The organism is Mycobacterium sp. 134 (genome assembly GCF_048282715.1).
GTDB lineage: Bacteria > Actinomycetota > Actinomycetes > Mycobacteriales > Mycobacteriaceae > Mycobacterium > Mycobacterium septicum.
In genome coordinates this window covers 4,040,571-4,065,913 of sequence record NZ_JBLVUN010000008.1, presented here as the reverse complement: position 1 = coordinate 4,065,913, position 25,343 = coordinate 4,040,571, and the positions used below count along the sequence as shown (strand labels likewise).

Here is a 25,343-nt window from a genome sequence, read left to right as displayed (position 1 = left end):
GGCATGACGACGTATCTGCAGCAGGCGCAGACCGGGGTCTGGGATGTCCGGGCCAGCTTCTTGCCGCAGGTCTACTTCGAGGGTGTCACCCGTGCCGGCGGCATCGCGCTCCTGTTGCCGCCGCAGCCGGTGGACCGTGAGATCGCCGACCGGGTGCTCGACCGCGTCGACGGACTGGTCATCACCGGCGGTCCGGACGTGGATCCGGAGCGCTACGGACAGCACTCGCATCCGGCCACCAACGAGCCGGCCACCGAGCGCGATGCCTGGGAGTTCGCCCTGTTGGAAGCCGCACTGCGGCGCGGTATCCCGGTGCTCGGCGTGTGCCGCGGCGCGCAGGTGCTCAACACGGCGCTGGGCGGCACCCTGCACCAGCACCTGCCCGACGTGATCGGGCACACCCATCATCAGAAGGGCAATGCGGTCTTCGGCACCTCGGCCGTGCGCACCCTGCCCGACACCCGACTGGCCGATCTGATCGGCGAGACGTCCGACGCGCAGTGCTATCACCACCAGGCCATCGACCGGCTCGGTGAGGGCCTGGTGGTCAGTGCCCGCGACACCGACGGCGTGATCGAGGCCGTCGAACGTGACCCAGCACTGCCCGGCGACGCATTCGTGCTGGGCGTGCAATGGCACCCCGAGGAAAGCCTCGATGACCTACGCCTGTTCGCCGCTGTGGTGAACGCGGCCAGAACCTATGCGACAGAGAGGGTCTCATGACATCCAGCCAGGTCGTCAACCCGGCTACCGAGGAGGTGTTGACCACCGTCGACCTCCTGGACGTGGAGGCCGTCGACGACGCGGTGGCGCGTGCCGCCGTGGCGCAACGGGCATGGGCCCGGCTGGCCCCGGCCGAGCGGGCGGCCGCGCTACGTGCATTCGCAGCCGTCGTCGACGCCCACATCGGTGACCTGGCCGCCCTTGAGGTGGCCAACTCCGGGCATCCGATCGGGCAGGCCGAATGGGAGGCCGGGCACGTCCGGGACGTCCTGCAGTTCTACTCGGCCACTCCGGAACGATTGAGCGGCAAGCAGATCCCGGTGGCCGGTGGCCTGGATGTCACGTTCAACGAGCCCCTCGGTGTCGTCGGGATCATCACGCCGTGGAACTTCCCGATGACCATCGCCGCGTGGGGCTTCGCCCCGGCGCTGGCGGCCGGCAACGCGGTGGTGCTCAAGCCCGCAGAGTGGACCCCGCTGACCACGATCCGGCTCGGTGAGCTCGCCGTCGAATCGGGTTTGCCGGCAGGGCTCTTCCAGGTGCTGCCGGGCAGGGGTTCGGTGGTGGGGGAGCGGTTCGTCACCCACCCCGGCGTGCGCAAGGTGGTGTTCACCGGATCCACCGAGGTGGGGATGCGGGTGATGGCGGGGGCGGCGGCTCAGGTCAAGCGGGTGACCCTGGAGTTGGGTGGCAAGAGCGCGAACATCGTGTTCGACGACTGCGATCTGGAGAAGGCCGCGGCCACCGCACCATACGGGGTGTTCGACAACGCCGGGCAGGACTGCTGCGCGCGTAGCCGGATCCTGGTGCAGCGCAGTGTCTACGACCGCTTCATGGAGCTGCTGGAACCGGCGGTCAAGGGCGTCGCGGTGGGGGACCCCACGGTCCGCGGCACCGAGATGGGGCCGCTGGTATCGCGTCCGCACTGGGAGTCGGTGTCGTCCTACGTGCCCGACGATGCCCCGGTGGCATTCCGGGGCTCCGCTCCGGACGGTCCCGGGTTCTGGTTCCCGCCAACGGTGTTGACGCCACAGCGCACCGACCGCACCGTGACCGACGAGATTTTCGGCCCGGTGGTGACGGTGCTGCCGTTCGAGGACGAGGCCGACGCGATCGCGCTGGCCAACGACACCCCCTATGGCTTGTCGGGCTCGATCTGGACCGACAATCTCTCGCGCGCACTTCGGGTGTCGCGGGCGGTGGAATCGGGCAATCTCAGCGTCAATTCGCACTCGTCGGTGCGTTACAACACGCCGTTCGGCGGGTTCAAGCAGTCCGGGCTGGGGCGTGAGTTGGGACCTGACGCGCCACTGTCTTTCACCGAAACCAAGAACGTCTTCTTCGCCATAGAAGATCGAGCAGAGGAGTCCTTTTGATGGATCTGACCCAACGCCTGGCCGGCAAGGTTGCCGTCATCACCGGCGCCGCCAGCGGTATCGGTCTGGCCACCGGACGGCGGCTGCGCGCCGAGGGTGCCACGATCGTGGTGGGCGATATCGACCCCGCCACGGGTGAGGCCGCCGCCGAGGAACTCGACGGGTTGTTCGTCGCGGTCGACGTGTCCGAACAGGCGGCCGTCGACAATCTCTTCGACACCGCGGCAGCGACGTTCGGATCGGTCGACATCGCGTTCAACAACGCAGGGATCTCGCCGCCCGAGGATGACCTGATCGAGACCACCGAGCTGCCTGCCTGGGAGCGGGTGCAGGACGTCAACCTGAAATCGGTGTACCTGTCCTGCCGGGCCGCGCTGCGCCACATGGTGCCCGCGGGCAAGGGCTCGATCATCAACACCGCGTCGTTCGTGGCGGTGATGGGTTCGGCCACCTCCCAGATCTCCTACACCGCATCCAAGGGCGGAGTGCTGGCGATGTCCCGCGAGCTCGGGGTGCAGTACGCGCGGCAGGGAATCCGCGTCAACGCCCTGTGCCCCGGCCCGGTGAACACCCCGCTGCTGCAGGAGTTGTTCGCCAAGGATCCCGAGCGTGCCGCGCGCCGGCTGGTCCACATTCCGGTGGGCCGTTTCGCCGAGCCCGAGGAGCTGGCCGCCGCGGTGGCGTTCCTGGCCAGTGACGACTCGTCCTTCATCACCGGTTCGACGTTCCTGGTCGACGGCGGTATCAGCTCGGCCTACGTCACGCCGCTGTGACACCCTGGTAGTTCACCATGACAGCCGAACCGGATCCGCAGCCCGCCGTAGCAGGGCCCGATTCGCAGCCCGCTGCGGCGGCCGGAGCGCTGCTGCGGCCGGTCCGGCTGGGCAACGCCTTCGAGGACACGGTCGGCCGGCTGCTGGAGACGATCCGGCTGGGGGTGCTGGGCCCCGGGGAGTCGCTGCCGCCCGAGCGTGAGCTGGCCGCCCGCCTGGGAGTCAGCCGTGACACGGTCCGGGAGGCGATCAAATCGCTGGCCGACGCCGGCTACCTGGTGTCCAAACGGGGGCGGTACGGCGGTACGTTCCTGGCCGCGGAGTTACCTGTGCTGCCCGCGTCCAGTCATCGGCCGACGCGCGAGGAGATCGACGACGCATTGCGGCTGCGGGAGATCCTGGAAGTCGGTGCCGCGCGGATGGCGGCCGGACGCACCCTGAGCGCGGCCGAACGCGACGGGCTCTGGTCACGCCTGGCCGACGTCCGCGCTGCCGAACCCGACGATTACCGCCGGCTGGATTCGCGACTGCATCTGGCCATCGCGGAGGCGGCGGGGTCCCCGTCACTGGTACCGCTGGTCGCCGAGAACCGGATGCGGCTCAATGCCCTGCTGGATCAGATCCCGTTGCTGCCGCGCAACATCGCCCACTCCGACGAACAGCACGAGGAGATCGTCATGGCGATCCTGGCCGGTGACAGCGAGCGGGCCGCGGCGGCCATGCTGGCCCACGTCGGGGGATCGTCGGCCTTGCTGCACGGCTTTCTGGATTAGATTCGTATCGTGGCCCAGCACGGTAAAGAGGTCCAGGTCGAGCGCGCGTCGTCGGCCCTCGCCGATGTCGACACCTCAGGGTGGGCGCAGCGCTTCGATCTGCTGTCCGACCCGCACCGGCTGGAGATCCTGCTCGGCCTGCACCGGGCGCCGGGTATCTGTGTCAGCGATCTGGCCACGGCCCTGGGCCGGTCGGAGAACGCGGTGTCCCAGGCGTTGCGGGTACTTCGGGACCAGGGCTGGGTCACCTCCACCCGGATCGGCCGCACCGTGAGTTACCGCCTCGACGATGAGACGGTGCACGACCTGCTGCATTGGATCGGGGCGCGGCACGGCTGAAACCGTGTTCATCTGTTCATCTGGACAGATATCTGGCGCCGTCTTAGGCTCGATAAATGACCACTGGCGCGGTTCCCGAGGTGACCACGACGAAGCCGCAGCCATTCGACCGCGCTGATTGGACGTCGATCGCGATGGTCGCCGCGGTGGTGTTGGTGTTGCATGTATTCGGTTGGGGCGTACTGATTTTCGGTGTCGCACCGCAGCACATCACGCTGGGTTCGGCCGGGGTGTTCGGGGTCGGACTCGGTGTCACCGCCTACCTGTTGGGTGTGCGGCATGCCTTCGACGCCGACCACATCGCCGTCATCGACAACACCACCCGGAAACTCGTCGGTGAGGGCACGCGATCGCTCTCGGCGGGATTCTGGTTCTCGCTGGGACATTCCAGCGTGGTGTTCGGGCTGGCCCTGCTGCTGGCGTTCGGCGTTCATGCGCTGGCCGGCCCGGTGCAGAGCGAAGATTCGCCGATGTTGCAGACCCTCGGACTGATCGGGTCGGTGGTGGCCGGGACGTTCCTCATCCTGATCGGCCTGACGAATCTGCTCGCCGTCGTCGGCATCGCCAAGATCTTCCGTGCCATGCGCGGTGGACAGTTCGACGAGGCCGAGCTCGAACGTCAGCTTCAACAGCGCGGCTTCCTGGCCCGTCTGCTCGGCCGGTTCATGCGACGGGTGAGCAAGCCGTGGCACCTGTACCCGGTCGGCTTTCTGATGGGCCTGGGCTTCGACACCGCGACCCAGGTGGCACTGCTGGTGCTGGCGGCGGGTGCGGCAGCGTTCACCCTGCCCTGGTACGCGATCCTGGTGCTGCCGGTGCTCTTCGCGGCAGGGATGAGCCTGTTCGACAGCGTGGACGGAATCTTCATGTCACGGGCCTACGGCTGGGCGTTCCTGCAGCCGGTCCGCAAGGTCTATTACAACCTGACGGTCACCGTGCTGTCGGTCATCGTGGCGCTGGTGATCGGCGTCATCGTCCTGGCCGGTCTGCTGGTCGAGCGCCTGGGCATCACCACAGGTCCGCTGGCATTCATCGGTTCGGCCGACCTGGAGTTCGTCGGATTCGCGATCGTCGGGCTCTTCGTATTGAGCTGGGTTGTGGCCCTGGGGATCTGGCGGTTCGGCCGGATCGAGGAGCGCTGGGCCGCGCAGGCCTAGTGTCTTGAGTCATTAATTCGAGTGCAGTAGTTCCCGATGCTGGCTAGGATTTGGTCGGCGGTCTTCGTCCAGACGTAGGGGCGCGGATTGTCGTTCCAGGTGTCGATCCATGCTCGGATGTCGGCGTTGAGTTGGCGCACTGAGGTGTGGGTGCCGCGGCGCAGTTTCTTGGTGGTCAGCTCGGCGAACCACCGTTCGACCAGGTTGAGCCATGATGAGCTGGTCGGGGTGAAGTGCAGCACAAAGCGGGGATGGCTTGTCAGCCAACGTTTTACGGCGGGGGTCTTATGGGTGGAGGCGTTGTCGAGCACGACGTGACAATCCAGATCGGCGGGGACTTCGGCGTCGATTTTCTTCAAGAAGGCGAGAAATTCAGTGGAGCGGTGGCGCGCGTGCAGTGAGCCGATCACCGTTCCTGTGGTCAGGTTCAAGGCCGCATACAGGCTCGAGGTGCCGTGGCGGATGTAGTCGTGACTGGCCCGCGCTGGGGTACCGGGCAGCATCGGGAACACGGGCTGGGTGCGGTTCAGAGCCTGGATCTGCGTCTTTTCGTCAACGCAGAGCACCACCGCCCGCTCCGGCGGGTCCAGGTACAGACCGACCACGTCGCGGACCTTTTCCACGAACAGCGGATCCTTGGACAGTTTCCATGAATCCTGTTTGTGTGGAGCTAATCCGAATGCGCGCCAGACCCGCGAGACCATCGACTGACTCAAGCCCAGGTGATCGGCCATCGACCGCGTCGACCAATGCGTGGCATCCGGTGGAGTCGTTTCCAACGTTGCAGTGATCAGATCCTTGATCTGCTCATCACCCACGACACGCGGCCGGCCCGGGCGCGGCTCGTCGAGCAATCCGTCGCAGCGGTCCACGACGAACCGATTACGCCACCGACGCACCGTGGTGATCGACAGATCCAGCCGCCGCGCCAGTTCGGTATTGGACCCACCATCGGCGGCTGCCAACACAATTCGCGACCGCATCGCCAAGCCTGCAGCACTAGTCCGACGCCTGGCCCAACCCTCAAGCTCAGCCCGCTCATCAGCGGTCAACACAATCTTGGCAGCACGCGGAGTCGGCACGACCCAGTCTAACAGCTAGATCGTAATTAATGACTCAGGACACTAGTCGGTCAGGCCCAGCAGCGCATTCTCGATCACCTCGGGCAGCGCCGGGTGAATCCAGTACTGGCCCCGGGCAACCTCCGCGGCGGTCTGCCCGAAGCTCATCGCCTGGATCAACGGCTGGATGATCGCGGATGCCTGGTAGCCCATGATGTGGGCGCCCAGGATCTTGCCGGTGGCGCGATCGCCGATCAGCTTGGCGATGCCGGTGGTGTCTTCCATCGCCCAGCCGTACGCGGTGTCGCCGTAGGCCTGAATCTTGGTGACGAAGTCGTAGCCCTCGTCGCGGGCCTGCTCCTCGGTCAACCCGACCGTGGCGATCTGCGGTTCGGTGAACACCGCCGACGGGACGAACCGGTGATCGCTGCGCACCATCGCGTCGGTGTCATCCCAGTCGCGCAGCAGGTTCTCCTTGACCACGCGGGACTCGTGATTGGCCACGTGCTTGAGCTGGTACTCCGAGGAGACGTCGCCGAGTGCGAATACGCCACGCGCCGTGGTGCGTTGGTATTCGTCGACGATGACCAGACCGTCCTCGTCGACCTCCACCCCGGCCAGCTCGGCGTCGAGCAGATCCCCGTTGGGGATGCGGCCGGTGGCCACCAGCAGCATGTCGGCAGGCAGCGTCTTGCCGTCGTCGAGGTCCAGAACGATCCGGTCACCCTCGTGGTGGGAGCCGACCACGTTCTCGTGGGTCCGCAGGTCCCACTTCTCGGCGGCCAGCGCGCTGAACTCGTGGCAGATCGTCTCGTCGCAATGGCTGAGAACACAGTCACCACGCACCACGATGGTGACCCGCACGCCCAACGCCGAGAACACATGGGCGAACTCCGCGGAGACGAACCCGCCACCGACGATCACCAGGTGTTCGGGCAGTTCGGGGATACGCATGATGTCGTCGCTGGTGTAGTAGGTGACGCCGCAGTCCAGGATGGCGGGCGGGACGTAGGCGCGGGACCCGGCCGCGATCACCACCTGATCGCTGCTGAACTCGTCACCGGCCTCGGTGCGCAGCGTGTAGCGGCCATCGGCGGTCTTGGGCCCGAACCGGGTGTGGCTGGCGTACACCGTGATGTGGGGGTCGTTGCGGCGGTAGTCCTCGCCGCCGGCGGCGATCGGGTCGATACGGCCGAACACCCGCGCGACGATGTCGGGCCAGCGCACCTTGTCGATGTGGGAATCGATGCCGTATTTGGCGCTGGCATGGATCGTGTCGGCCACATCCGCGGCGTAGACGAACATCTTGGTCGGGATGCAGCCGACGTTCAGGCAGGTGCCGCCGAACGTGCCCTGCTCGCAGATCGCGACTCTCTTGCCGGCGTAGCGCTCGTCGAGAATGCTGTTGCCCGAGCCGGTGCCGATGATCGTCAGGTCGTAATGCTCCATGTGCGCTCCCTATCCGGAAGGTGTTGTGCTCGGCCGAGTTTGCAGGCTCAGGTAGTAGTCCAGCCAGCGGTCGAGCTCGCGGTAGGCCGCTGCCCGGGCGTCGGCCACGGACAGAAAAACGTCGTGCTTGGCGTCCGTGATCGGAGCCACCGTGGTGTGGTTGCCCACGCAGCCGGACCACCGCGCGATCTGACCGACATCGAGCACGGCATCGCCGCGCTGCATCGCCGCGGGATCGGCGGATTCGGTGACACTGCGGTCTGATCGGAGGATCAGATTCGGCACGCCGACATCCAGGCCGCGGTGTAGGCGGGCCTGCCCGCGCCGGATGGCGTTGATCCACCCGAGCGTGACAGGGAAGCCTCCCAACGGTTTCCACTCCAGGTTGTACTCGAACTCGCCGCCGTAGTCGCGGTGCAGCGTGGTGCCGTATCCGCCCTCCGTGGGCTTACGGATCACCGACAGCTTGCGCAGCCGGGCCAGGGCGATCAGGGCGGCCGATGTGGGGGCGGTGCGCAGGATCGCCGGTCCGTGCAGATCGAAGAACGGACTGTTGAGCACCAGTCCGCCGACGTGATGGGCGGCCAGCCGACCGCTTCGGCGCAGCCGGTCGGCGAACAAGGTCAGGATCAGCCCGCCCGCCGAATGCCCGTACAGGCACACCGTGGCGTTGCCGGTGTCGGCGGCGATGGCCGCAAGGGCCCGCTCGAGTTCGGTGTCGTAGCGCGCCAGATCGGTGGTGAAGTGCGGGGTCTGGCCGCCGTGCCGGGAGCGTCCGCACTTGGGCAGGTCCAGCGCGTAGAACGAGAACCCGCGCTCGGCGAATCGATCGGCGAGTTCGGTGTGGAAGAAGTAGTCGGTGTAGCCGTGCAATGCCAGCACGGCGTGGCCCGATCCGCCCTGCCTGTCCGGTGCCGTCCCGCCCGGACCCCGGCGCACGAGGGTGGCGACCAGGTCGCCTTCGCCGTCGGGATCGGGTCCTGCATCGATGGTCTGCTGCCAGAACCCCGGCAATACATCCGGCTCCCAGGCGGGCTCCCGTGACGTCACGGTTCCACCCTAACCGCGCGCCGAAAGTCAGAGCCGCAACGAGGCCAGGAACTCGGTGGTCTTCGCCACGGTCGCGGCGCCGTCGGACGACGGAACCTCCTTGGGCGAGGCGACGAACTCGGTGACCCCGATGTCGGCGAACCTGCGCAGCTGTTTTTCCACCGCGGCCTCGTCGCCCACGACGCAGACCTCACCGATGCCTGCCGCGCCTTCCTTGTCCAGCACTGCGCGATAGGCCGGTGCCTGCCCGGCGATCTCGAAGGCGGCCGCCAGCGCATCGCGAGCGGGGCGGGGGTCGTCGGTGAGCACCACGGGCAGTCCGGCGATCACCTGGGGTGTGGGCCGGCCGGCACGGGCCGCGGCCCGGCTCAGCCGCGGAATGATGTGCTGCTCCAAGGCTTTCGGTCCGGCCCAGCTGGTGATCGTGCCATCGGTGAGTTCACCCGCCAGGTCGAGCATCTGCGGCCCGAGCGCTGCGGTGACGACCGGCGGTGCCGGCGCGCCCGGAATGGTCACCTGCCCGGTGGTGGTGATCCGGGGTCCGTGGTGCTCGACGGGCCCGCCGGCCAGCGCCGGGATGAGTACCTCCAGGTACTCGCGCAGGAATGCCGCGGGCCGGTCGTAGGAGTAACCCAACGCCTCGACCATGAACGGGTGGCTGACGCCGATGCCGAGGGTCAAGCGGCCGCCTGCGGCGGCGTTCGTGGTCAGTGCCTGACGGGCCAGTGCCAGCGGATGCTGCGTGTAGGCGACGACGACTCCGGTGCCCAGCCCGATGCGGCTGGTGCGACCGGCCGCGACGGCCAGTGCGGTGAGCACGTCCCACGACGCCATCCCGGCCATCGGCGGCAGCTGCGGCATCCATGCCCGGTGAAAGCCGGATCGATCTGCGGCGATCACGGGTTCGATGGCCGCGTCGAGGTCGCGCGTGGCGCCCGCAGCGGGGCCCGGATCAGGGACGGACATGACAGAAAGACGCATGCGCTGCTCCCGCGGATAAGATACGGAGACTCTCTCCGGTAAATATATGGAGACGCTCTCCGTTTGTCGAGGCGAGTCGAGAGGAGCAGTGATCATGACGGGCCCGAACCCCAGCCCGCGCCCGTTGCGTGCCGATGCCGCCCGCAACCGGCAGGCGCTGCTGACTGCCGCCGCCGACGCATTCGCCCGGCACGGTGTCTCGGCGTCGCTCGACGACGTGGCCAGGGCGGCAGGGGTCGGGCCGGGCACGCTGTACCGGCATTTCCCGACCCGCGATCAGTTGGTTCGCGCGGTCATCGACGACGGATTGTGGGCCCTGCGCGACCACGGGGAGTCACTTCTGGAAGCCGCTGATCCCGTTGCCGCCCTGACGGAGTGGCTCGATGCCTACATCGGGCAGGGCAACGTCTACGACGGGCTGGCCCGCACCCTCGTCGATGTCGCACCCGACGGTGGAGAGGTGCAGGGTTGCCGGGCCGCGCGTCAGGCCGGGGCGCGGTTGATCGCCCGAGCGGTGGCCTGCGGAGCGATCCGGTCCGATGTCGGCGTCGACGACGTCCTGGACCTGGCCGCCGGGATCGCCTGGGTCGGACAGCTTGCCGATCGGGACGAGAACCAGCGCATCCGGCTGGTCCGGCTGCTCGTCGACGGGCTGCAGGTGACGGATAGCACTACCATGCCTGGCCAACTGGGATTCGTCGCGCGATAACCTTGGGATAACAGAAAGCCGTCGGCGTCGACGGGCCGCGCAATACAAAGGACGAGCGATCAGGGTGTCTGAGGCAAACGTGGGTACGACCGTGAAGACAGACGTCGTGCTGGTTGGGGCCGGCATCATGAGTGCGACCCTTGGCGCTCTGATCCGGCTGCTGGAGCCGGACTGGTCCATCACCATGATCGAGCGGCTCGACGGTGCCGCCGCGGAGAGCAGCGATCCGTGGAACAACGCGGGCACCGGGCACTCGGCACTGTGTGAGCTGAACTACACCCCCGAGCTGTCCGATGGTTCCATCGACACCACCAAGGCCATCAACGTCAACGAGCAGTTCCAGGTGTCGCGGCAGTTCTGGGCCTACGCCGCCGAGAACGGCGTACTGCCTGACGTCCGCGGCTTCCTCAACCCGATCCCGCACGTGAGTTTCGTGCACGGCTCCGCCAACGTCGACTACCTCAAGCGCCGTCACGAGGCGCTGGTCGGCAACCCGCTGTTCGCCTCGATGGAATTCATCGACGACAAGGACGAATTCGCCCGCCGGCTGCCGTTCATGGCCGCCAAGCGGGATTTCTCCGATCCGGTCGGGCTGAACTGGTCGCAGCACGGCACCGACGTCGACTTCGGCGCGCTCTCGCGCCAGCTGATCGGCTTCACCGCGCAGCGCGGGATGGACACCCTGTTCGGCCACGAGGTGCGCAACCTGCGCAAGGAATCGGACGGCAGCTGGACGCTCAAGGTGACCAACCGGCGCACCGGCCTCAAGCGCAAGTTCAACGCCAAGTTCGTGTTCGTCGGCGCCGGCGGCGGTGCGCTGCCGTTGCTGCAGAAGTCGGGCATCCCGGAGGCCAAGGGGTTCGGCGGATTCCCGGTCGGCGGCGCGTTCCTGCGGACCAACAACCAGGCGCTGACTGCAGGTCACCAGGCCAAGGTGTACGGGCTGCCGCCGCTGGGCGCACCGCCGATGTCGGTGCCGCACCTGGACACCCGCGTGATCAACGGCAAGTCGTGGCTGCTGTTCGGCCCGTTCGCCGGCTGGACGCCGAAGTTCCTCAAGCAGGGCAAGTTCACCGACCTGCCGCTGTCGGTCAAGCCCAACAACATCATGTCGATGCTGGGTGTCGGACTCACGGAGATGGGCCTGGTCAACTACCTGGTCGGCCAACTGTTGCTCAGTGAGGCCGCACGGGTCGATACCTTGCGGGAATTCGCGCCCAGCGCAGTCGATTCCGATTGGGAGCTGGACATCGCGGGCCAGCGTGTGCAGGTGATCAGGCGCAAGGGCGCGGGTGGTGTGCTGGAATTCGGCACCACCGTCCTCACGGCGGCCGACGGCAGCATCGCCGGTCTGCTGGGTGCCTCGCCCGGCGCGTCCACCGCGGTGCCGGCCATGCTCGACGTGCTGGAGCGCTGCTTCACCGATCGCTACCAGAGTTGGCTGCCCAAGCTCAAGGAGATGGTGCCGTCGCTGGGCACCAAGTTGTCCAACGAGCCTGGCCTGTTCGAGGAAGTCTGGGCGTGGGGGACCAAGACGCTCAAGCTGGACGACCCTGTGACCGTGTGAGCGGGGCGGGCGGATGACGGTCGCACTACGCCGCAGCTGGGCCAAAGATCTCGACGTACCAACGCTTTACGAGCTGCTCAAGCTCCGCGTCGAGGTGTTCGTGGTGGAGCAGGCCACGCCCTACCCGGAGCTCGACGGCCGGGACCTGCTCGCCGAGACCCGCCACTTCTGGCTGGAAAGCCCTGACGGAGAAGTCATTTCGACACTGCGTCTGATGGAGGAGCACCCCGGCGGCGAGAAGGCGTTCCGGATCGGCCGGGTGTGTACCAAACGCACCGATCGGGGCCGCGGGCACACCGCCAGGCTCATGCAGGCGGCACTGGCCGAGGTCGGCGACTACCCGTGTCACATCAACGCCCAGACCTACCTGGTCGACATGTACGGCCGGCACGGATTCGTCCGTGACGGAGACGAATTCCTTGACGACGGAATCCCGCATGTACCGATGGTGCGTGCCGGACGTGAGAGCGAGCCCAGCTGATGACGGCGGTCCGATGACGGTGGAAACCCACACCTACCCCTTCAGCGCACTTGTTGGGCAGGACCGGCTGCGGCTGGCTCTGCTGCTGTGCGCGGTTCACCCGGAGATCGGCGGCGTGCTGATCCGCGGCGAGAAGGGGACGGCGAAATCCACGGCGGTACGCGGCCTGGCCGCGGTGCTGTCCGCCGTCGACGACGACGCCCGGCTGGTCGAACTGCCGATCGGTGCGACCGAGGACCGGGTGGTCGGTTCGCTGGATCTGCAGAAGGTGCTCCGGGACGGCGAGCACGCCTTCTCGCCGGGCCTGCTGGCCCGCGCCCACGGCGGCGTGCTCTACGTCGACGAGGTCAACCTGCTGCACGACCATCTGGTCGACGTGCTGCTCGATGCCGCCGCCATGGGGCGGGTACATGTTGAGCGCGAAGGGATTTCGCACTCCCACGAGTCCCGCTTCGTCCTGATCGGCACCATGAATCCCGAGGAAGGTGAGTTGCGTCCGCAGCTGCTGGACCGTTTCGGGTTGACCGTGGACGTGGCCGCCTCGCGCGACGTCGACGTACGCGTCGAGGTGATCCGCGCCAGGATGGCGTTCGAGGCCGACCCGCGGGCTTTCGTCGATCGCCACGCTGCCGCCGACGCCGAGCTGGCCGAGCGTATTACCGCGGCCCGAGCCGCGATCGGCTCGGTGGTACTGCCTGACTCCGAACTGCGCCGTATCGCCGCGCTGTGCGCGGCATTCGACGTCGACGGGATGCGCGCCGACCTGGTGGTCGCGCGCACCGCCGTCGCCCATGCGGCCTGGCGCGGTGCCACCACGGTCGCCGAGGAGGACATCCGGGTGGCTGCCGAACTGGCACTGCCACACCGGCGCCGTCGCGATCCCTTCGACGATCCTGGTCTGGATCCGGAGCGTCTTGAGGAGGCCATGCAGCAGGCGGGGGAGTCCGCCGAGCAGTCGGGGCAGGATGCCGGGCCGTCAGATCCGGACTTCGATCCCGACTTCGACCCGCCCGGGGGCGGAGCCGATGCCGGTTCCGAAAGTGGCGTGCCGCAGGGCAATTCGAAACAGTCGTCCACACGACAGAGCGCCCCGCCGTCCGCGGTGTTCCGGACCAGGGCACTGGTGGTGCCCGGGGTCGGTGAGGGTGCGCCGGGCCGCCGTTCGCGGGCCCGCAACCGCACGGGCACCCCGATCGCGGCCACCGCGGAACCCGGCAGCGGGTACGGGCTGCACATCTTTGCCACCCTGCTCGCCACCGCGGGCCGCCAACAGGGTGCGGGCGTGCCGCGACCCCGTCCCGAGGACGTCCGGCGCGCGGTGCGCGAAGGCCGCGAGGGCAATCTGGTGATCTTCGTCGTCGATGCCTCCGGGTCGATGGCCGCCCGTGACCGCATGTCAGCCGTCACCGGCGCGACGCTGTCGCTGCTGCGTGATGCCTACCAGCGTCGGGACAAGGTCGCGGTGATCACGTTCCGCCAGCAGGACGCCCGTGTGCTGCTGCCGCCCACCACCTCTGTGCACATCGCCGGCCGCCGGCTGGCCCGCTTCGACACCGGGGGCAAAACCCCGCTGGCGCAGGGCCTGCTGGCCGCCCGCGATCTCGTCATCCGCGAGAAGGCCCGCGACCGCGCCCGGCGCAGCCTGGTGGTGGTGCTGACCGACGGCCGCGCCACCGGGGGACCCGATCCGTTGGGCCGCACCAGGCAGGCCGCCACCGCGTTGGTGGCCGAGGGGGCGGCCGCCGTGGTCGTCGATTGCGAAACATCTTTCGTGCGACTGGGATTGGCCGGGCAGCTGGCCGAGCAGCTAGGGGCGCCGGCGGTACGGCTCGAGCAGTTGCGCGCGGCCGAACTGACGCGGCTCGTCCAGCACCAGACCGCCGCCTAGCGCGGCTCACGACTCTGCGCAGGAAGGACCGCCCATGCCACAGGGACAGCCGCTGACCGTTCCCGAGGACGGCTTGACCACCAAGGCCCGCCGCAACGCGCCGCTGCTCGCCGTGCACACCGGGCCGGGAAAGGGTAAGTCGACCGCGGCCTTCGGGATGGCGTTGCGGGCGTGGAACCAGGGCTTCTCGGTGGCGGTGTTCCAGTTCGTCAAGAGCGCGAAGTGGAAGGTCGGGGAGGAGGCCGTGTTCGGTCAGCTCGGCCGGCTGCACGACGAACACGGCGCAGGCGGGCCGGTCGAATGGCACAAGATGGGCTCGGGCTGGTCCTGGACCCGCAAGCACGGCAGTGACGTCGACCACGCGGCGGCCGCCGCGGACGGCTGGGCCGAGATCAAACGCCGGCTGGCCGAAGAGCGCCACGACTTCTACGTGCTCGACGAGTTCACCTATCCGCTCAAGTGGGGCTGGGTCTCGGTGGACGAGGTGGTCGAGGTGCTGGCCGGCCGTCCGGGCACTCAGCATGTGGTGATCACGGGACGCGACGCTCCGCAGGCCCTGATCGACGCCGCGGATCTGGTGACCGAGATGACCAAGATCAAGCATCCGATGGATGCCGGTCGCAAGGGCCAGAAGGGCATCGAATGGTAGGCGTGCTCGCCGGTGCCGAGCTCATCTGCGGCGAGCGACCGTTCCGGTACACGAAATGCGGCGTGTCGATGTACAGACCCGGTCGCTCGCGGTGCTGAGGTGACCGCCCCGGCGGTGGTGATCGCCGCACCGGCATCGGGTAGCGGGAAGACCACGGTGGCAACGGGTTTGGTCGGTGCGCTGCGCCAGGCCGGTCACACGGTGGCGCCGTTCAAGGTCGGGCCGGACTTCATCGACCCCGGCTACCACGCCCTGGCCGCGGACCGTCCGGGCCGCAACCTGGACCCGGTGCTCGTCGGTGAAGATCTGATCGGCCCGCTCTACCGGCACGGGTGCTCGGGTGCCGACATCGCGGTCGTCGAGGGCGTCATGGGCCTGTTCGACGGGCGTATCGAGGGGCAGATGACAGGTATCCCTCGGGGTTCGGCTGCCCAGGTCGCGGGTCTGCTGGGGGCCCCGGTGGTGCTGGTGGTCGATGCCCGCGGGCAGAGCCACAGCATCGCCGCGCTGCTGCACGGCTTCGTCACCTTCGACCCGGCGGTGCGGATCGCCGGGGTGATCCTCAACCGGGTGGGCTCCGAACGGCACGAGGCGGTGCTGCGTCAGGCTTGTGAGCACGCCGGTGTGACGGTGCTGGGTGCGATTCCGCGGGCCGACGAATTGTCCGTCCCGTCAAGGCACCTCGGGCTCATAACCGCCGTCGAGCACGGCCGGCAGGCGCGCGACGCGGTGGCTGCGATGACCGCCCTGGTGGCACGGCACGTGGATCTGGCGGCCGTCGTCGCCGCATCCGCGGCCCACGTCACGGCCGAGCCGTGGAGCCCGGTCGCCGAGTCGGTGACCAATGTCACGGTGGCCCTGGCCGCGGGTAAGGCCTTCAGCTTCAGCTATGCCGAGCACGCGGAGCTGTTGCGCGGGGCCGGCGCGCAGGTCGCCGAGTTCGACCCGCTGTCCGAACCCCTGCCCGCCGGTGCCGATGCGCTGGTGCTGCCCGGCGGGTTCCCCGAACAGTTCACGGCCGAACTGTCGGCCAACGATCTTGTCCGCCAGCAGATCAGGGATCTGGCCACCCGCGGCGCTCCGGTGCACGCCGAGTGTGCGGGCCTGACCTATCTGGTCGACGATCTCGACGGAGTGCCGATGTGCGGCGTCCTGGCCGGCTCGGCGCGGTTCACCGAGCGCCTCACGCTGGGTTACCGCGACGCGGTCGCGGTGGTCGACTCCTGCATGCACGCGGCCGGTTACCGGGTCACCGGTCACGAATTCCATCGAACCGCAGTGGAATTCGCCGAAGAACAGTCAGGCGCCTGGGCGTTCGCCGGTCCCGGGCAGACGGCCCGGCGCGACGGCGCCGTGCAGCGCGGTGTGCACGCCGGGTACCTGCACACCCACCCCGCGGCGCACCCCGGGGCCATCACCCGCTTCGTGACGGCAGCAGCAACCACTAAGCTCGGCGGGTGACTTCGGAGAATGCCTACCTCGTCGGCCTGCGCCTGTCGGGCAAGAAGGTCGTCGTTGTCGGCGGGGGAACCGTCGCGCAACGTCGGCTGCCCCTGCTGATCGCCCACGGCGCCGACATACACGTGATCGCGCGGGCGGCCAGCCCCGCGGTGGAGGCACTGTCACACGACGAACCGGGGATCACCCTGCAGCTGCGCGACTTCCGCGCCGGGGATCTCGACGGCGCCTGGTACGTGCTCGCGGCGACCGACGACTCCGCGGTCAATGCCGCCATCGCCGCCGAAGCCGACGAGCGGCGCATCTTCTGCGTTCGAGCCGATGTGGCTCGCGAAGGATCCGCGGTCACCCCGGCGACCTTCGATTCCGACGGCCTCTCGGTGGGCGTTCTCGCCGGCGGCGAGCACCGCCGCTCGGCGGCCATCCGTACCGCCATCCACGAAGCGCTACAGCAAGGTCTGCTCACCACCGACTCCGGTGCGGAGCCGGGGGAGGCGCCCACGGGGGTGGCCCTGGTCGGTGGCGGTCCCGGCGATCCCGAGCTGATCACGGTGCGCGGACGACGCCTGCTGGCCCGCGCCGATGTCGTGGTCGCCGACCGGCTGGCTCCCCAGGAGTTGCTGGCTGAACTCGGACCCCATGTCGAGGTGATCGACGCGGCCAAGATCCCGTACGGGCGGGCGATGGCGCAGGACGCGATCAACCAGGTGTTGGTCGACCGGGCCCGTGCCGGGAAGTTTGTCGTCCGCCTCAAAGGTGGCGATCCGTTCGTCTTCGCGCGCGGTTATGAAGAGGTCCTGGCATGCACCGAGGCCGGTATCCCGGTCACCGTCGTCCCCGGTGTGACAAGTGCCATATCGGTACCCGCATTGGCCGGTGTTCCGGTCACCCACCGCGGCATGACGCATGAGTTCGTGGTGGTCAGCGGCCATGTTGCGCCTGGCCATCCCGAATCGTTAGTGAATTGGAATGCGCTGGCCGCGCTGACCGGCACGATCGTGCTGCTGATGGCCGTCGAACGCATCGAGCTGTTCACCAAGGCACTGCTGGATGGCGGCCGACCTGCGGATACGCCGGTTCTGGTGGTGCAGCACGGCACGACTGTCGCGCAGCGCACCCTGCGGGCCACGCTCGGCGACGCGCCCGAGCGGATTCGTGCGGACGGCATTCGACCTCCGGCGATCATCGTGATCGGACCCGTGGCGGCCTTCGCCGGTTAAAGGATTCTTAAGATTCCGGTAAGGTAACCCGCTATGACGGCTCTCAACGACGCCGAGCGCCAGGGCCTCGCTGCCCGCCTCCCGTCCTGGTTCCCGTCCTGGGGCTTCCTTTCCGCAGTCATCGCGATCGGCGGCATGCAGCTGCTGGCCACCATGGACAGCACGGTCGCGATCGTGGCCCTGCCCAGGATCCAGGACGAGCTCGGCCTTTCCGACGCCGGACGTAGCTGGGTCATCACCGCCTATGTCCTCACCTTCGGCGGCCTGATGCTGCTGGGCGGACGGCTCGGCGACACCATCGGCCGCAAGCGCACCTTCATCGTCGGCGTCGCGTTGTTCATCATCGCCTCGATCCTGTGCGGCATCGCCTGGAACGAAGCGACCCTGGTGATCGCGCGGCTGCTGCAGGGTGTCGGTGCGGCGATCGCCTCGCCGACGGGGCTCGCGCTGGTCGCGACCACCTTCCCGAAAGGTCCGGCCCGCAACGCGGCCACCGCGGTGTTCGGCGCCATGACCGCCATCGGCTCAGTGATGGGTCTGGTGGTCGGTGGGGCCCTCACCGAGTTCTCCTGGCGGTTCGCGTTCCTGGTCAACGTGCCGATCGGTCTGGTGATGCTCTACCTGGCCCGTACCGCGCTGCGCGAGACCAACCGGGAGCGGATGAAGCTCGACGCCGCGGGCGCCCTGCTGGCCACCCTGGCCTGCACCGCCGCGGTGTTCGCCTTCACCCAGGGCCCCGAGAGCGGCTGGCTGGCCCCGGTGACGCTGGGCTCCGGCGCCGTCGCGGCGGTCTGCGGCATCGCCTTCCTGATCGCCGAGCGCAGCGCCGAGAACCCGGTGGTTCCGTTCGACCTGTTCCATGAGCGCAACCGGGTCGCCACGTTCGCGGCGATCTTCCTGGCCGGCGGCGTGCTGTTCACCCTGACCGTGCTGATCGGGCTCTACGTCCAGGACATCCTCGGCTACAGCGCCCTGCACGCCGGTGTCGGCTTCATCCCGTTCGTGATCGGTATGGGCATCGGTCTCGGAGCCTCGTCGCAGATCGTGCGGTTCTTCCAGCCGCGCATCGTGGTCATCGTGGGCGGCATCCTGGTGCTCGGTGCGATGCTGTACGGCTCGACGCTGCACGCCGGGATCCCTTACTTCCCGAACCTGGTGCTGCCCATCACCGTCGGCGGCATCGGTATCGGCATGATCGTGGTGCCGCTGACGCTCTCGGCGATCGCCGGTGTCGGCTTCGACCGGATCGGACCGGCCTCGGCCATCGCGCTGATGTTGCAGAACCTGGGCGGTCCGCTGGTGCTGGCCATCATCCAGGCCGTCATCACCTCGCGCACCCTCTATCTGGGTGGTATCACCGGCCCGGTCAAGGACATGAACGGTCCGCAGCTGGCCGCACTCGACGCGGGATACACCTACGGGTTGTTGTGGGTGGCGGCGGTCGCGGTCCTGGTGGGTGTCGCGGCGTTGTTCATCGGCTACACCTCCGAACAGGTGGCCCACGCCCAGGACGTCAAGGAGGCCATCGACGCCGGGGAGATCGAGGTCGACTGACCTCGTCCTGACCCCGCGTTAGGCTGACGCCGATGAACCGCCTGGAGATCTCCGAGGCCATCGGCCCGCTGGGCTGGCGCCTGGTGCTGGGAGCGGTCTACACCGAGGTCCTGGTCCCGTCGATGGCTGATGCCGCCGCGGCGGCCGCTCACGCGGTGCGTGCGGCCGGCGCCGATGCGCCACGACACCTTTCGATCGACATCCGATCCGATCGCGCAGTGCTGCGCCTGCGCACGCGCGACGCGGGTGCGGTCACCGGGCGGGACCTGGAACTGGCCCGTGAGGTGTCCCAGACCCTCGCCGAGCACGGTTTCGAGCTGAGCGCCGGGCACGGCGCGATCCAGGCGTTGGAGATCGCGATCGACGCCCTCGACATCGGTGCGGTTCGGCCGTTCTGGAAAGCCGTCACGGGCTACATCGACGAGCCATCGGCAGAACCGGGCTCATCGGATCTCAATGCCGGACTCGTCGATCCGTTCGGCCGCGGCCCGGCCATCTGGTTTCAGCAGATGGACTCACCGCGCGCCCAACGCAATCGGATCCACCTCGACATCGACGTCACCCACGAGGCGGCGCAGGGACGGGTCGACGCGGCGCTGGCGGCCGGCGGCAGGTTGCTCAGTGACCGCAGGGCACCGGCCTTCTGGGTGCTGGCCGACGCGGAGGGCAACGAGGCCTGCATCTGTACCTGGCAGGGCCGCGACTGAGGACACGCTTTAAGGTTGTCGCCTGTGATCACCCGCATGTCCGAGCTGTTCCTGCGAACCCTGCGCGACGACCCCGCTGATGCCGAAGTGCCCAGCCACAAGCTGCTGATCCGGGCCGGCTATGTCCGTCCGGTCGGCCCCGGTATCTACAGCTGGCTGCCGCTGGGCCTGCGGGTGCTGCGCCGGATCGAGAAGATCGTGCGGGAAGAGATGAACGCGATCGGCGGCCAGGAGATCCTGCTGCCCGCACTGCTGCCGCGTGGCCCGTACGAGACCACCAGCCGGTGGACCGAGTACGGCGACACCCTGTTCCGGCTGAAGGACCGGCGAGGCAACGACTATCTGCTCGGGCCGACGCACGAGGAGATCTTCACGCTGACGGTCAAGGGGGAGTACTCCTCATACAAGGATTTCCCGGCGATCCTGTACCAGGTCCAGACCAAGTACCGCGACGAGGCGCGGCCGCGCGCGGGCATCCTGCGTGGCCGCGAGTTCGTGATGAAGGACTCGTACTCCTTCGACGTGGACGACGACGGCCTCAAGAACGCCTACCACGCCCACCGTGAGGCGTACCAGAAGATCTTCGGCCGCCTGGGTGTGCGCTACGTGATCGTGTCGGCGGTCTCGGGCGCGATGGGCGGCAGTGCCTCGGAGGAGTTCCTGGCCGAGAGCGAGGTCGGTGAGGACACGTTCGTGCGCTGCCTGGATTCCGGGTACGCCGCCAACGTCGAAGCGGTGATCACCCGGGCACCGGCGCCGCTGCCGATCGAGGGGCAGCCCGAGGCGCAGGTGCACGACACCCCGGACACCCCGACCATCGCGACACTGGTCGACTGGGCCAATTCGGCTGACCTGGCACAGTTCTCGGGCCGTGAGGTGACCGCCGCCGACACCCTGAAGAACGTTCTGCTCAAGACCCGTGAGCCGGGCGGTGACTGGGAGCTGCTGGCCATCGGCGTGCCCGGTGACCGTGAGGTCGACGAGAAGCGCCTGGGCGCCGCGCTGGAGCCGGCCGAGTTCGCGCTGCTCGACGAAGCCGACTTCGCCAAGAACCCGTTCCTGGTCAAGGGCTACGTCGGACCGAAGGCGCTGCTGGACAACGAGGTTCGCTACCTCGTCGATCCGCGGGTGGTGGACGGCACGGCGTGGATCACCGGTGCCGACGCCCCCAACAAGCACGTGGTCGGCCTGGTCGCCGGCCGCGACTTCACCGCTGACGGAACCATCGAGGCCGCCGACGTGCGCGACGGTGACCAGTCACCGGACGGTGCCGGCGTGCTGACCTCGGCACGGGGCATCGAGATCGGCCACATCTTCCAGCTGGGCCGCAAGTACGCCGATGCGTTCACCGCTGACGTTCTCGGCGAGGACGGCAAGCCGGTGCGGCTGACGATGGGGTCCTACGGCATCGGGGTGTCCCGCATGGTCGCGGTGATCGCCGAGCAGCAGCACGACGACCTGGGCCTGCGGTGGCCGTCGGCCGTCGCGCCGTTCGACGTGCACGTGGTCGTGGCGAACAAGGACGACGCCGCGCGGGCCGGAGCGACCGAACTGGTCGCCGCCCTGGACCGGCTGGGCCACGAGGTGCTGTTCGACGATCGCAAGGCCTCACCGGGCGTGAAGTTCAAGGACGCCGAGCTGTTGGGCATGCCCTGGATCGTGGTGGTCGGCCGCGGCTTCTCCGATGGTGTGGTGGAGCTGCGCAACCGGTTCACCGGCGAGAACCGCGAGATCGCGGTCGACGATGCCGCGACGGAGATCTCGGCGGCGCTCAGCGACGTCCGCTGACGATGCCGGTGCGCTGACAACTGGTCAGCGCACCGGAACGCCCGGGCTCAGGCCAACTCGGGCACCCGCAGGTGGGCGAGGGCCAACTCGAACTCGCATTCGTTCAGTTCCTCGGCGCCGACTTCACGGATCGACGAAGTCTTCAGCGCGCTGGCCCGCTCCTTGCTCCGTTCCATCGCTTCGCGGCTGTCGAACGACGCCGACGACACGCCCCGCCCGGACGCGCGGTCGACCATCAGGCTGGCGCTGCAGAATCCGTCGAGGTCTTCCATCGCGGGCAGCACGGAAGCCTTGTAGTGCTCGATGCCTCCGTCGATCTGGCCCGGCTCCAGCTGTGCCCATGTCGCCCGGACACACGCGCCCTCGTGGGTGCGATGGTCGCGGTGTAGGACGGCGATCTCCCACTCTTCGATGGTTGCGGTGCCCCCGAATGCTTCCACCGCCTGCGCCCGCAGCGGCGCTGCCCGCTCGGCGCTCGCGTGCATCGCTTCTTCGGTCTCCCAGGCGGTGGTGGCGATGCACCGGCCGGATTCGCGATCGACCAACAACGAGATACCGACACAGCCGTCCATCGCCTGCACAGCGGGCATGACCTCGTCGCGAACATGCGCGATACCGGCGTCGATCGCGTCGGGTTGCGCCTGGACAGTGGTAGAGCGTGCGTACACGATCCACCCCCTTTGTTCGGGGCGGCGCCCCGGTGGCGCCACCGGTCCGACCCCTACCTTTCGCTCGGCGAGCGGACGTTGCAATGGCCACCGCGGCATCAATTACCGGGTGCAATCAAAGGGATCCGGAGATCGCGAGCCGCGGCGCTACTCGGCCCCGCCGGGGAAGGCGACGGTCACCGGCCAGGTGTTCAGGATCGCGCGCCATCTGGCCGCGGTGACGGCCGTTTCCGACAGCGCGGTGATCGCGAACGCGCGGTCGTCGGCGCTGGTGGCTTGTTCGAGCACCGCACGCCAGGCCACCGAGGTGTCCTCCTCCATGCGTATCGCGAGGTTGGCGGCATCGTTTGGATCGGTCACCGGTGCGGGTAGCTGATAGCCGGCCGCGGGCAGCGGCGGCGTGACCGACCGCGCCTCGAGCAGGGCCATGGCGGCCTCGCGGCGTGCGCGGTGTTCGGCCATCGCCGTGGCCACCAGGGCGTTGTCCTCGGCCGTCGAATGGGCCGATACCAGCCCGTAGCCGTAGATCGCCCCGTGCTCGACGGCGACGGCGTCGAACAGGGCTGCATCGGCGGCTGTCGTCGGACGGGTGGGCGAGGTGGTCGATCGTGGTCCAGGCGAGGTCACTGTGCACCTCCCAGCGCGACGGTGTAGGCGGCCGTGCACGAGGCGGCGATGGATCCGAGGAGGCCGGCGCGATAGCCGGAGAGTCTGCGGGCCAGACCGGTGGCCCGGTCCGCGGACTCCTTGAGCGCGTTGACCACGTCGCCGACGCCGGGTGCGGACTCGTCTGCACGCGCACTCGGCGTGGTCTTGGGCGTGCTTCTGGTGGTGCTGGTGGCGGTGTCCGCCGGGGCCGAACCCGTCATCCGGGTCAACTCGTCGGCCAGGGCTTTGGCATGTGCGCTGCGATCGCTCGCCACCGCGTTCAGTGCCCGGGTCGCCGCTGCCTGCGGGGGCTGGGCGGCCGCCGCCTCGGCGGCCAGCGCACTGTCGGCACGCGCCCGGTCCCACTGCGCGGTCAGGTCGTCCACTTCGGGTTGAGGCGTCGTCGTACTGCACGCGGCGGCGGTGGCGCCCAGCAGGGCAAGGGCCGCGGCCGAGACCAGTACGCGCCGCCGGCTGATGTCTGCATGGGCGCTCGGCACGTGAACATCCTGCCATTGCTGTTGCGTCCGGCTGACGCGGCGCTGACCGGCCGGCCGCCGCCGGGGCGGCGACATTCGCCACGCACCAGATTGCGATTGACAGTTGCTGCCGCGGGCCTGGCGTATCGTGAATAGGCGATTCCGGGGCCGATCCAGGTGGCTGGCCCTGGCATTTGTGTCGGAGACAATTCAAGATGAGGAGCTCGCCGTGGCACCGGATCCAAAGTTGCGGTCTGCGGATTTGCCGTCGCAGACGCAGGTGATCGAGCTACTTGACGGCGAGTTCGCGCGCGCCGGTTACGAAATCGACGATGTCGTGGTCGACGCTTCGGTTCGCCCAGCCCGTATCACCGTGATCGCCGACGGCGACGAGGGTCTCGATCTCGACACCCTGGCAGCGCTGTCGCGGACGGCAGCGGAGTTACTCGATCAGCTGGCGCAGGGCGACACGCCGTATGTGCTCGATGTCACGTCGCCGGGGGTGGACCGCCCGCTGACCCAGCCCAAGCATTTTCGCCGCGCCCGCGGGCGCAAGGCCGAGCTGACGCTGGCCGACGGTTCGGTGTTCACGGGCAGGCTCGGGGAAACCGACGGCACGGTGCTGAAAGTCGTGGTGCCAGAAGGGCGGGACCTGGCCATCCGTGAGGTTGCGCTTGCTGATATCGCCAAAGCTGTTGTGCAAGTGGAGTTTTCACCTCCGAACCGACGTGAATTGGAACTGTCGGGAGAAACCGGGAAGGGGGCCGGGGAATGAACATCGACATGGCGGCACTGCACGCCATCGAGGCGGACAAGGGCATCACCGTCGACGTGGTCGTGGAGACCATCAAATCGGCATTGCTCACCGCGTATCGGCACACCGAAGGGCATGAGCCCGACGCGCGCATCGACATCGATCGCAAGACCGGTGTGGTCAAGGTGATCGCCCGCCAGACCGACGCCGACGGCAACGTCCTGCATGAATGGGATGACACGCCAGAGGGATTCGGCAGGATCGCGGCGACCACGGCCCGGCAGGTGATCCTGCAGCGGTTGCGCGACGCCGAGAACGAGAAGACCTACGGGGAGTTCGCGGCGCACGAGGGCGACATCGTCGCAGGCGTGATCCAGCGCGATGCCCGGGCCAACGCCCGCGGGCTGGTCGTCGTGCGGATCGGCAGCGAGACCAAGGGGTCTGAAGGGGTGATCCCCAGCGCCGAGCAGGTGCCGGGGGAGCGCTACGAACACGGCGACCGGCTGCGCTGCTACGTCGTCGGCGTCACCCGCGGGGCCCGCGAGCCGTTGATCACGCTGTCTCGCACCCACCCGAACCTGGTCCGTAAGCTGTTTTCCCTCGAGGTGCCAGAGATCGCCGACGGGTCCGTGGAGATCGTGGCGGTGGCCCGGGAGGCGGGGCACCGGTCGAAGATCGCGGTGGCCTCGCGGGTGCCCGGGCTGAACGCCAAGGGGGCCTGCATCGGCCCGATGGGTCAGCGGGTGCGCAATGTGATGAGCGAATTGTCCGGCGAGAAGATCGACATCATCGACTACGACGAGGACCCCGCCCGTTTCGTCGCCAACGCCCTGTCGCCTGCCAAGGTGGTGTCCGTGTCGGTGATCGATGAGGCCGCCCGGGCGGCCCGGGTGATCGTGCCAGACTTCCAGCTTTCGCTCGCGATCGGTAAGGAAGGGCAAAATGCCAGGTTGGCGGCCCGGCTCACCGGTTGGAGGATCGATATCCGCAGCGACGCGGCGCCGCAGCCCGACCAGGATGTGCGGCCCGGGGCGGTACACGATTGACAGTAGTGACCGGCGTTTCGGACCACAGCCCTCGGGGCGGTAGAC

The 25,343-nt window shown here is 68.3% G+C and carries 25 protein-coding genes; 18 read left to right on the top strand and 7 right to left on the bottom strand.

Features of this window, described 5'->3' with window-relative positions; translation table 11 throughout:
• The first annotated feature begins 3 nt into the window (after nt 1–3).
• From ACNQVK_RS24190 to ACNQVK_RS24165, 6 genes are read left to right on the top strand one after another with little or no spacing between them, the layout of a single operon-like run.
• Nucleotides 4–723, top strand: coding sequence for a gamma-glutamyl-gamma-aminobutyrate hydrolase family protein (locus ACNQVK_RS24190; protein WP_418031545.1), 720 nt, complete (start codon nt 4–6; stop codon nt 721–723).
• Nucleotides 720–2,099, top strand: a complete 1,380-nt coding sequence (locus ACNQVK_RS24185; protein ID WP_418031544.1) for an aldehyde dehydrogenase family protein — start codon at nt 720–722, stop codon at nt 2,097–2,099. Before ACNQVK_RS24190 ends, ACNQVK_RS24185 begins: the two co-directional genes overlap by 4 nt.
• Nucleotides 2,096–2,872 (top strand): 3-oxoacyl-ACP reductase, encoded by a 777-nt coding sequence (locus ACNQVK_RS24180; RefSeq protein WP_418031543.1) that lies wholly within the window; start codon nt 2,096–2,098, stop codon nt 2,870–2,872. The genes ACNQVK_RS24185 and ACNQVK_RS24180 overlap by 4 nt, the downstream gene beginning before the upstream one ends.
• A 17-nt stretch (nt 2,873–2,889) precedes the next feature.
• Nucleotides 2,890–3,645 (top strand): FadR/GntR family transcriptional regulator, encoded by a 756-nt coding sequence (locus ACNQVK_RS24175; protein WP_418031542.1) that lies wholly within the window; start codon nt 2,890–2,892, stop codon nt 3,643–3,645.
• A 9-nt stretch (nt 3,646–3,654) separates the two neighbouring features.
• A complete protein-coding gene (locus ACNQVK_RS24170) occupies nt 3,655–3,984 on the top strand; it encodes an ArsR/SmtB family transcription factor (RefSeq protein ID WP_418031541.1) in 330 nt (109 codons plus the stop codon).
• A 56-nt stretch (nt 3,985–4,040) separates the two neighbouring features.
• Complete coding sequence (locus ACNQVK_RS24165; protein ID WP_418031540.1) at nt 4,041–5,141, top strand: HoxN/HupN/NixA family nickel/cobalt transporter; 1,101 nt, start codon at nt 4,041–4,043, stop codon at nt 5,139–5,141.
• Here ACNQVK_RS24165 and ACNQVK_RS24160 read toward each other — a convergent pair.
• Genes ACNQVK_RS24160 through ACNQVK_RS24145 form a run of 4 tightly spaced genes read right to left on the bottom strand, consistent with a single transcriptional unit; the run spans nt 5,138 to nt 9,682 of the window.
• On the bottom strand, nt 5,138–6,223 hold the full coding sequence (locus ACNQVK_RS24160) for an IS630 family transposase (protein WP_025997290.1): 1,086 nt from the start codon (nt 6,221–6,223) through the stop codon (nt 5,138–5,140). The two genes, ACNQVK_RS24165 and ACNQVK_RS24160, sit on opposite strands and share 4 nt — an antisense overlap.
• Nucleotides 6,224–6,265: 42 nt before the next feature.
• A complete protein-coding gene (gene mtr / locus ACNQVK_RS24155; RefSeq protein WP_418031539.1) occupies nt 6,266–7,651 on the bottom strand; it encodes a mycothione reductase in 1,386 nt (461 codons plus the stop codon).
• A gap of 9 nt (nt 7,652–7,660) precedes the next feature.
• Nucleotides 7,661–8,701, bottom strand: coding sequence for an alpha/beta hydrolase (locus tag ACNQVK_RS24150; protein ID WP_418031538.1), 1,041 nt, complete (start codon nt 8,699–8,701; stop codon nt 7,661–7,663).
• A 27-nt stretch (nt 8,702–8,728) separates the two neighbouring features.
• Nucleotides 8,729–9,682, bottom strand: a complete 954-nt coding sequence (locus ACNQVK_RS24145; protein ID WP_418031537.1) for a TIGR03564 family F420-dependent LLM class oxidoreductase — start codon at nt 9,680–9,682, stop codon at nt 8,729–8,731.
• Nucleotides 9,683–9,776: 94 nt separating this feature from the next.
• Here ACNQVK_RS24145 and ACNQVK_RS24140 point away from each other — a divergent pair, with 94 nt between their 5' ends.
• The 10 genes from ACNQVK_RS24140 to ACNQVK_RS24095 all read left to right on the top strand — a co-directional run bounded on the left by ACNQVK_RS24140 (nt 9,777) and on the right by ACNQVK_RS24095 (nt 21,703).
• A complete protein-coding gene (locus tag ACNQVK_RS24140) occupies nt 9,777–10,391 on the top strand; it encodes a TetR/AcrR family transcriptional regulator (protein ID WP_418031536.1) in 615 nt (204 codons plus the stop codon).
• A gap of 127 nt (nt 10,392–10,518) precedes the next feature.
• Nucleotides 10,519–11,958, top strand: a complete 1,440-nt coding sequence (mqo, locus tag ACNQVK_RS24135; RefSeq protein WP_418034292.1) for a malate dehydrogenase (quinone) — start codon at nt 10,519–10,521, stop codon at nt 11,956–11,958.
• A gap of 13 nt (nt 11,959–11,971) precedes the next feature.
• On the top strand, nt 11,972–12,439 hold the full coding sequence (locus ACNQVK_RS24130) for a GNAT family N-acetyltransferase (protein WP_044517662.1): 468 nt from the start codon (nt 11,972–11,974) through the stop codon (nt 12,437–12,439).
• Nucleotides 12,440–12,452: 13 nt separating this feature from the next.
• A complete protein-coding gene (locus tag ACNQVK_RS24125; RefSeq protein ID WP_418031535.1) occupies nt 12,453–14,327 on the top strand; it encodes a magnesium chelatase subunit D family protein in 1,875 nt (624 codons plus the stop codon).
• A gap of 34 nt (nt 14,328–14,361) precedes the next feature.
• On the top strand, nt 14,362–14,976 hold the full coding sequence (gene cobO, locus ACNQVK_RS24120; protein WP_211153932.1) for a cob(I)yrinic acid a,c-diamide adenosyltransferase: 615 nt from the start codon (nt 14,362–14,364) through the stop codon (nt 14,974–14,976).
• A gap of 99 nt (nt 14,977–15,075) precedes the next feature.
• Nucleotides 15,076–16,437 carry a cobyrinate a,c-diamide synthase gene (locus ACNQVK_RS24115; protein WP_418031534.1) on the top strand — a complete coding sequence of 454 codons (1,362 nt, stop codon included), beginning with the start codon at nt 15,076–15,078 and terminating at the stop codon, nt 16,435–16,437.
• Nucleotides 16,434–17,654, top strand: a complete 1,221-nt coding sequence (gene cobA, locus ACNQVK_RS24110) for a uroporphyrinogen-III C-methyltransferase (RefSeq protein ID WP_418031533.1) — start codon at nt 16,434–16,436, stop codon at nt 17,652–17,654. Before ACNQVK_RS24115 ends, cobA begins: the two co-directional genes overlap by 4 nt.
• 33 nt (nt 17,655–17,687) lie before the next feature.
• The gene (locus tag ACNQVK_RS24105) at nt 17,688–19,208 is read left to right on the top strand and encodes an MFS transporter (RefSeq protein WP_273732261.1); all 1,521 of its coding nucleotides are present in this window, start codon (nt 17,688–17,690) and stop codon (nt 19,206–19,208) included.
• Nucleotides 19,209–19,240: 32 nt separating this feature from the next.
• On the top strand, nt 19,241–19,915 hold the full coding sequence (locus tag ACNQVK_RS24100; protein WP_418031532.1) for a VOC family protein: 675 nt from the start codon (nt 19,241–19,243) through the stop codon (nt 19,913–19,915).
• 24 nt (nt 19,916–19,939) lie between these two features.
• A complete protein-coding gene (locus ACNQVK_RS24095; protein ID WP_418031531.1) occupies nt 19,940–21,703 on the top strand; it encodes a proline--tRNA ligase in 1,764 nt (587 codons plus the stop codon).
• A gap of 47 nt (nt 21,704–21,750) precedes the next feature.
• Here the strand turns inward: ACNQVK_RS24095 and ACNQVK_RS24090 are convergent, their stop codons facing one another.
• The 3 genes from ACNQVK_RS24090 to ACNQVK_RS24080 form a co-directional block, all read right to left on the bottom strand.
• Nucleotides 21,751–22,371, bottom strand: a complete 621-nt coding sequence (locus ACNQVK_RS24090) for an antibiotic biosynthesis monooxygenase (RefSeq protein WP_418031530.1) — start codon at nt 22,369–22,371, stop codon at nt 21,751–21,753.
• Nucleotides 22,372–22,518: 147 nt separating this feature from the next.
• Entirely contained in the window at nt 22,519–22,998 is a 480-nt protein-coding gene (locus ACNQVK_RS24085) for a ferritin-like domain-containing protein (protein ID WP_418031529.1), read from the bottom strand.
• A complete protein-coding gene (locus ACNQVK_RS24080; protein ID WP_418031528.1) occupies nt 22,995–23,519 on the bottom strand; it encodes a hypothetical protein in 525 nt (174 codons plus the stop codon). The genes ACNQVK_RS24085 and ACNQVK_RS24080 overlap by 4 nt, the downstream gene beginning before the upstream one ends.
• A gap of 208 nt (nt 23,520–23,727) precedes the next feature.
• Between ACNQVK_RS24080 and rimP the strand changes: the two genes are divergently transcribed.
• Together rimP and nusA are read left to right on the top strand one after the other, a co-directional pair.
• Entirely contained in the window at nt 23,728–24,273 is a 546-nt protein-coding gene (rimP, locus tag ACNQVK_RS24075) for a ribosome maturation factor RimP (RefSeq protein WP_418031527.1), read from the top strand.
• Nucleotides 24,270–25,298, top strand: coding sequence for a transcription termination factor NusA (gene nusA / locus ACNQVK_RS24070; protein ID WP_418031526.1), 1,029 nt, complete (start codon nt 24,270–24,272; stop codon nt 25,296–25,298). The genes rimP and nusA overlap by 4 nt, the downstream gene beginning before the upstream one ends.
• The last annotated feature ends 45 nt before the right edge of the window (nt 25,299–25,343 follow it).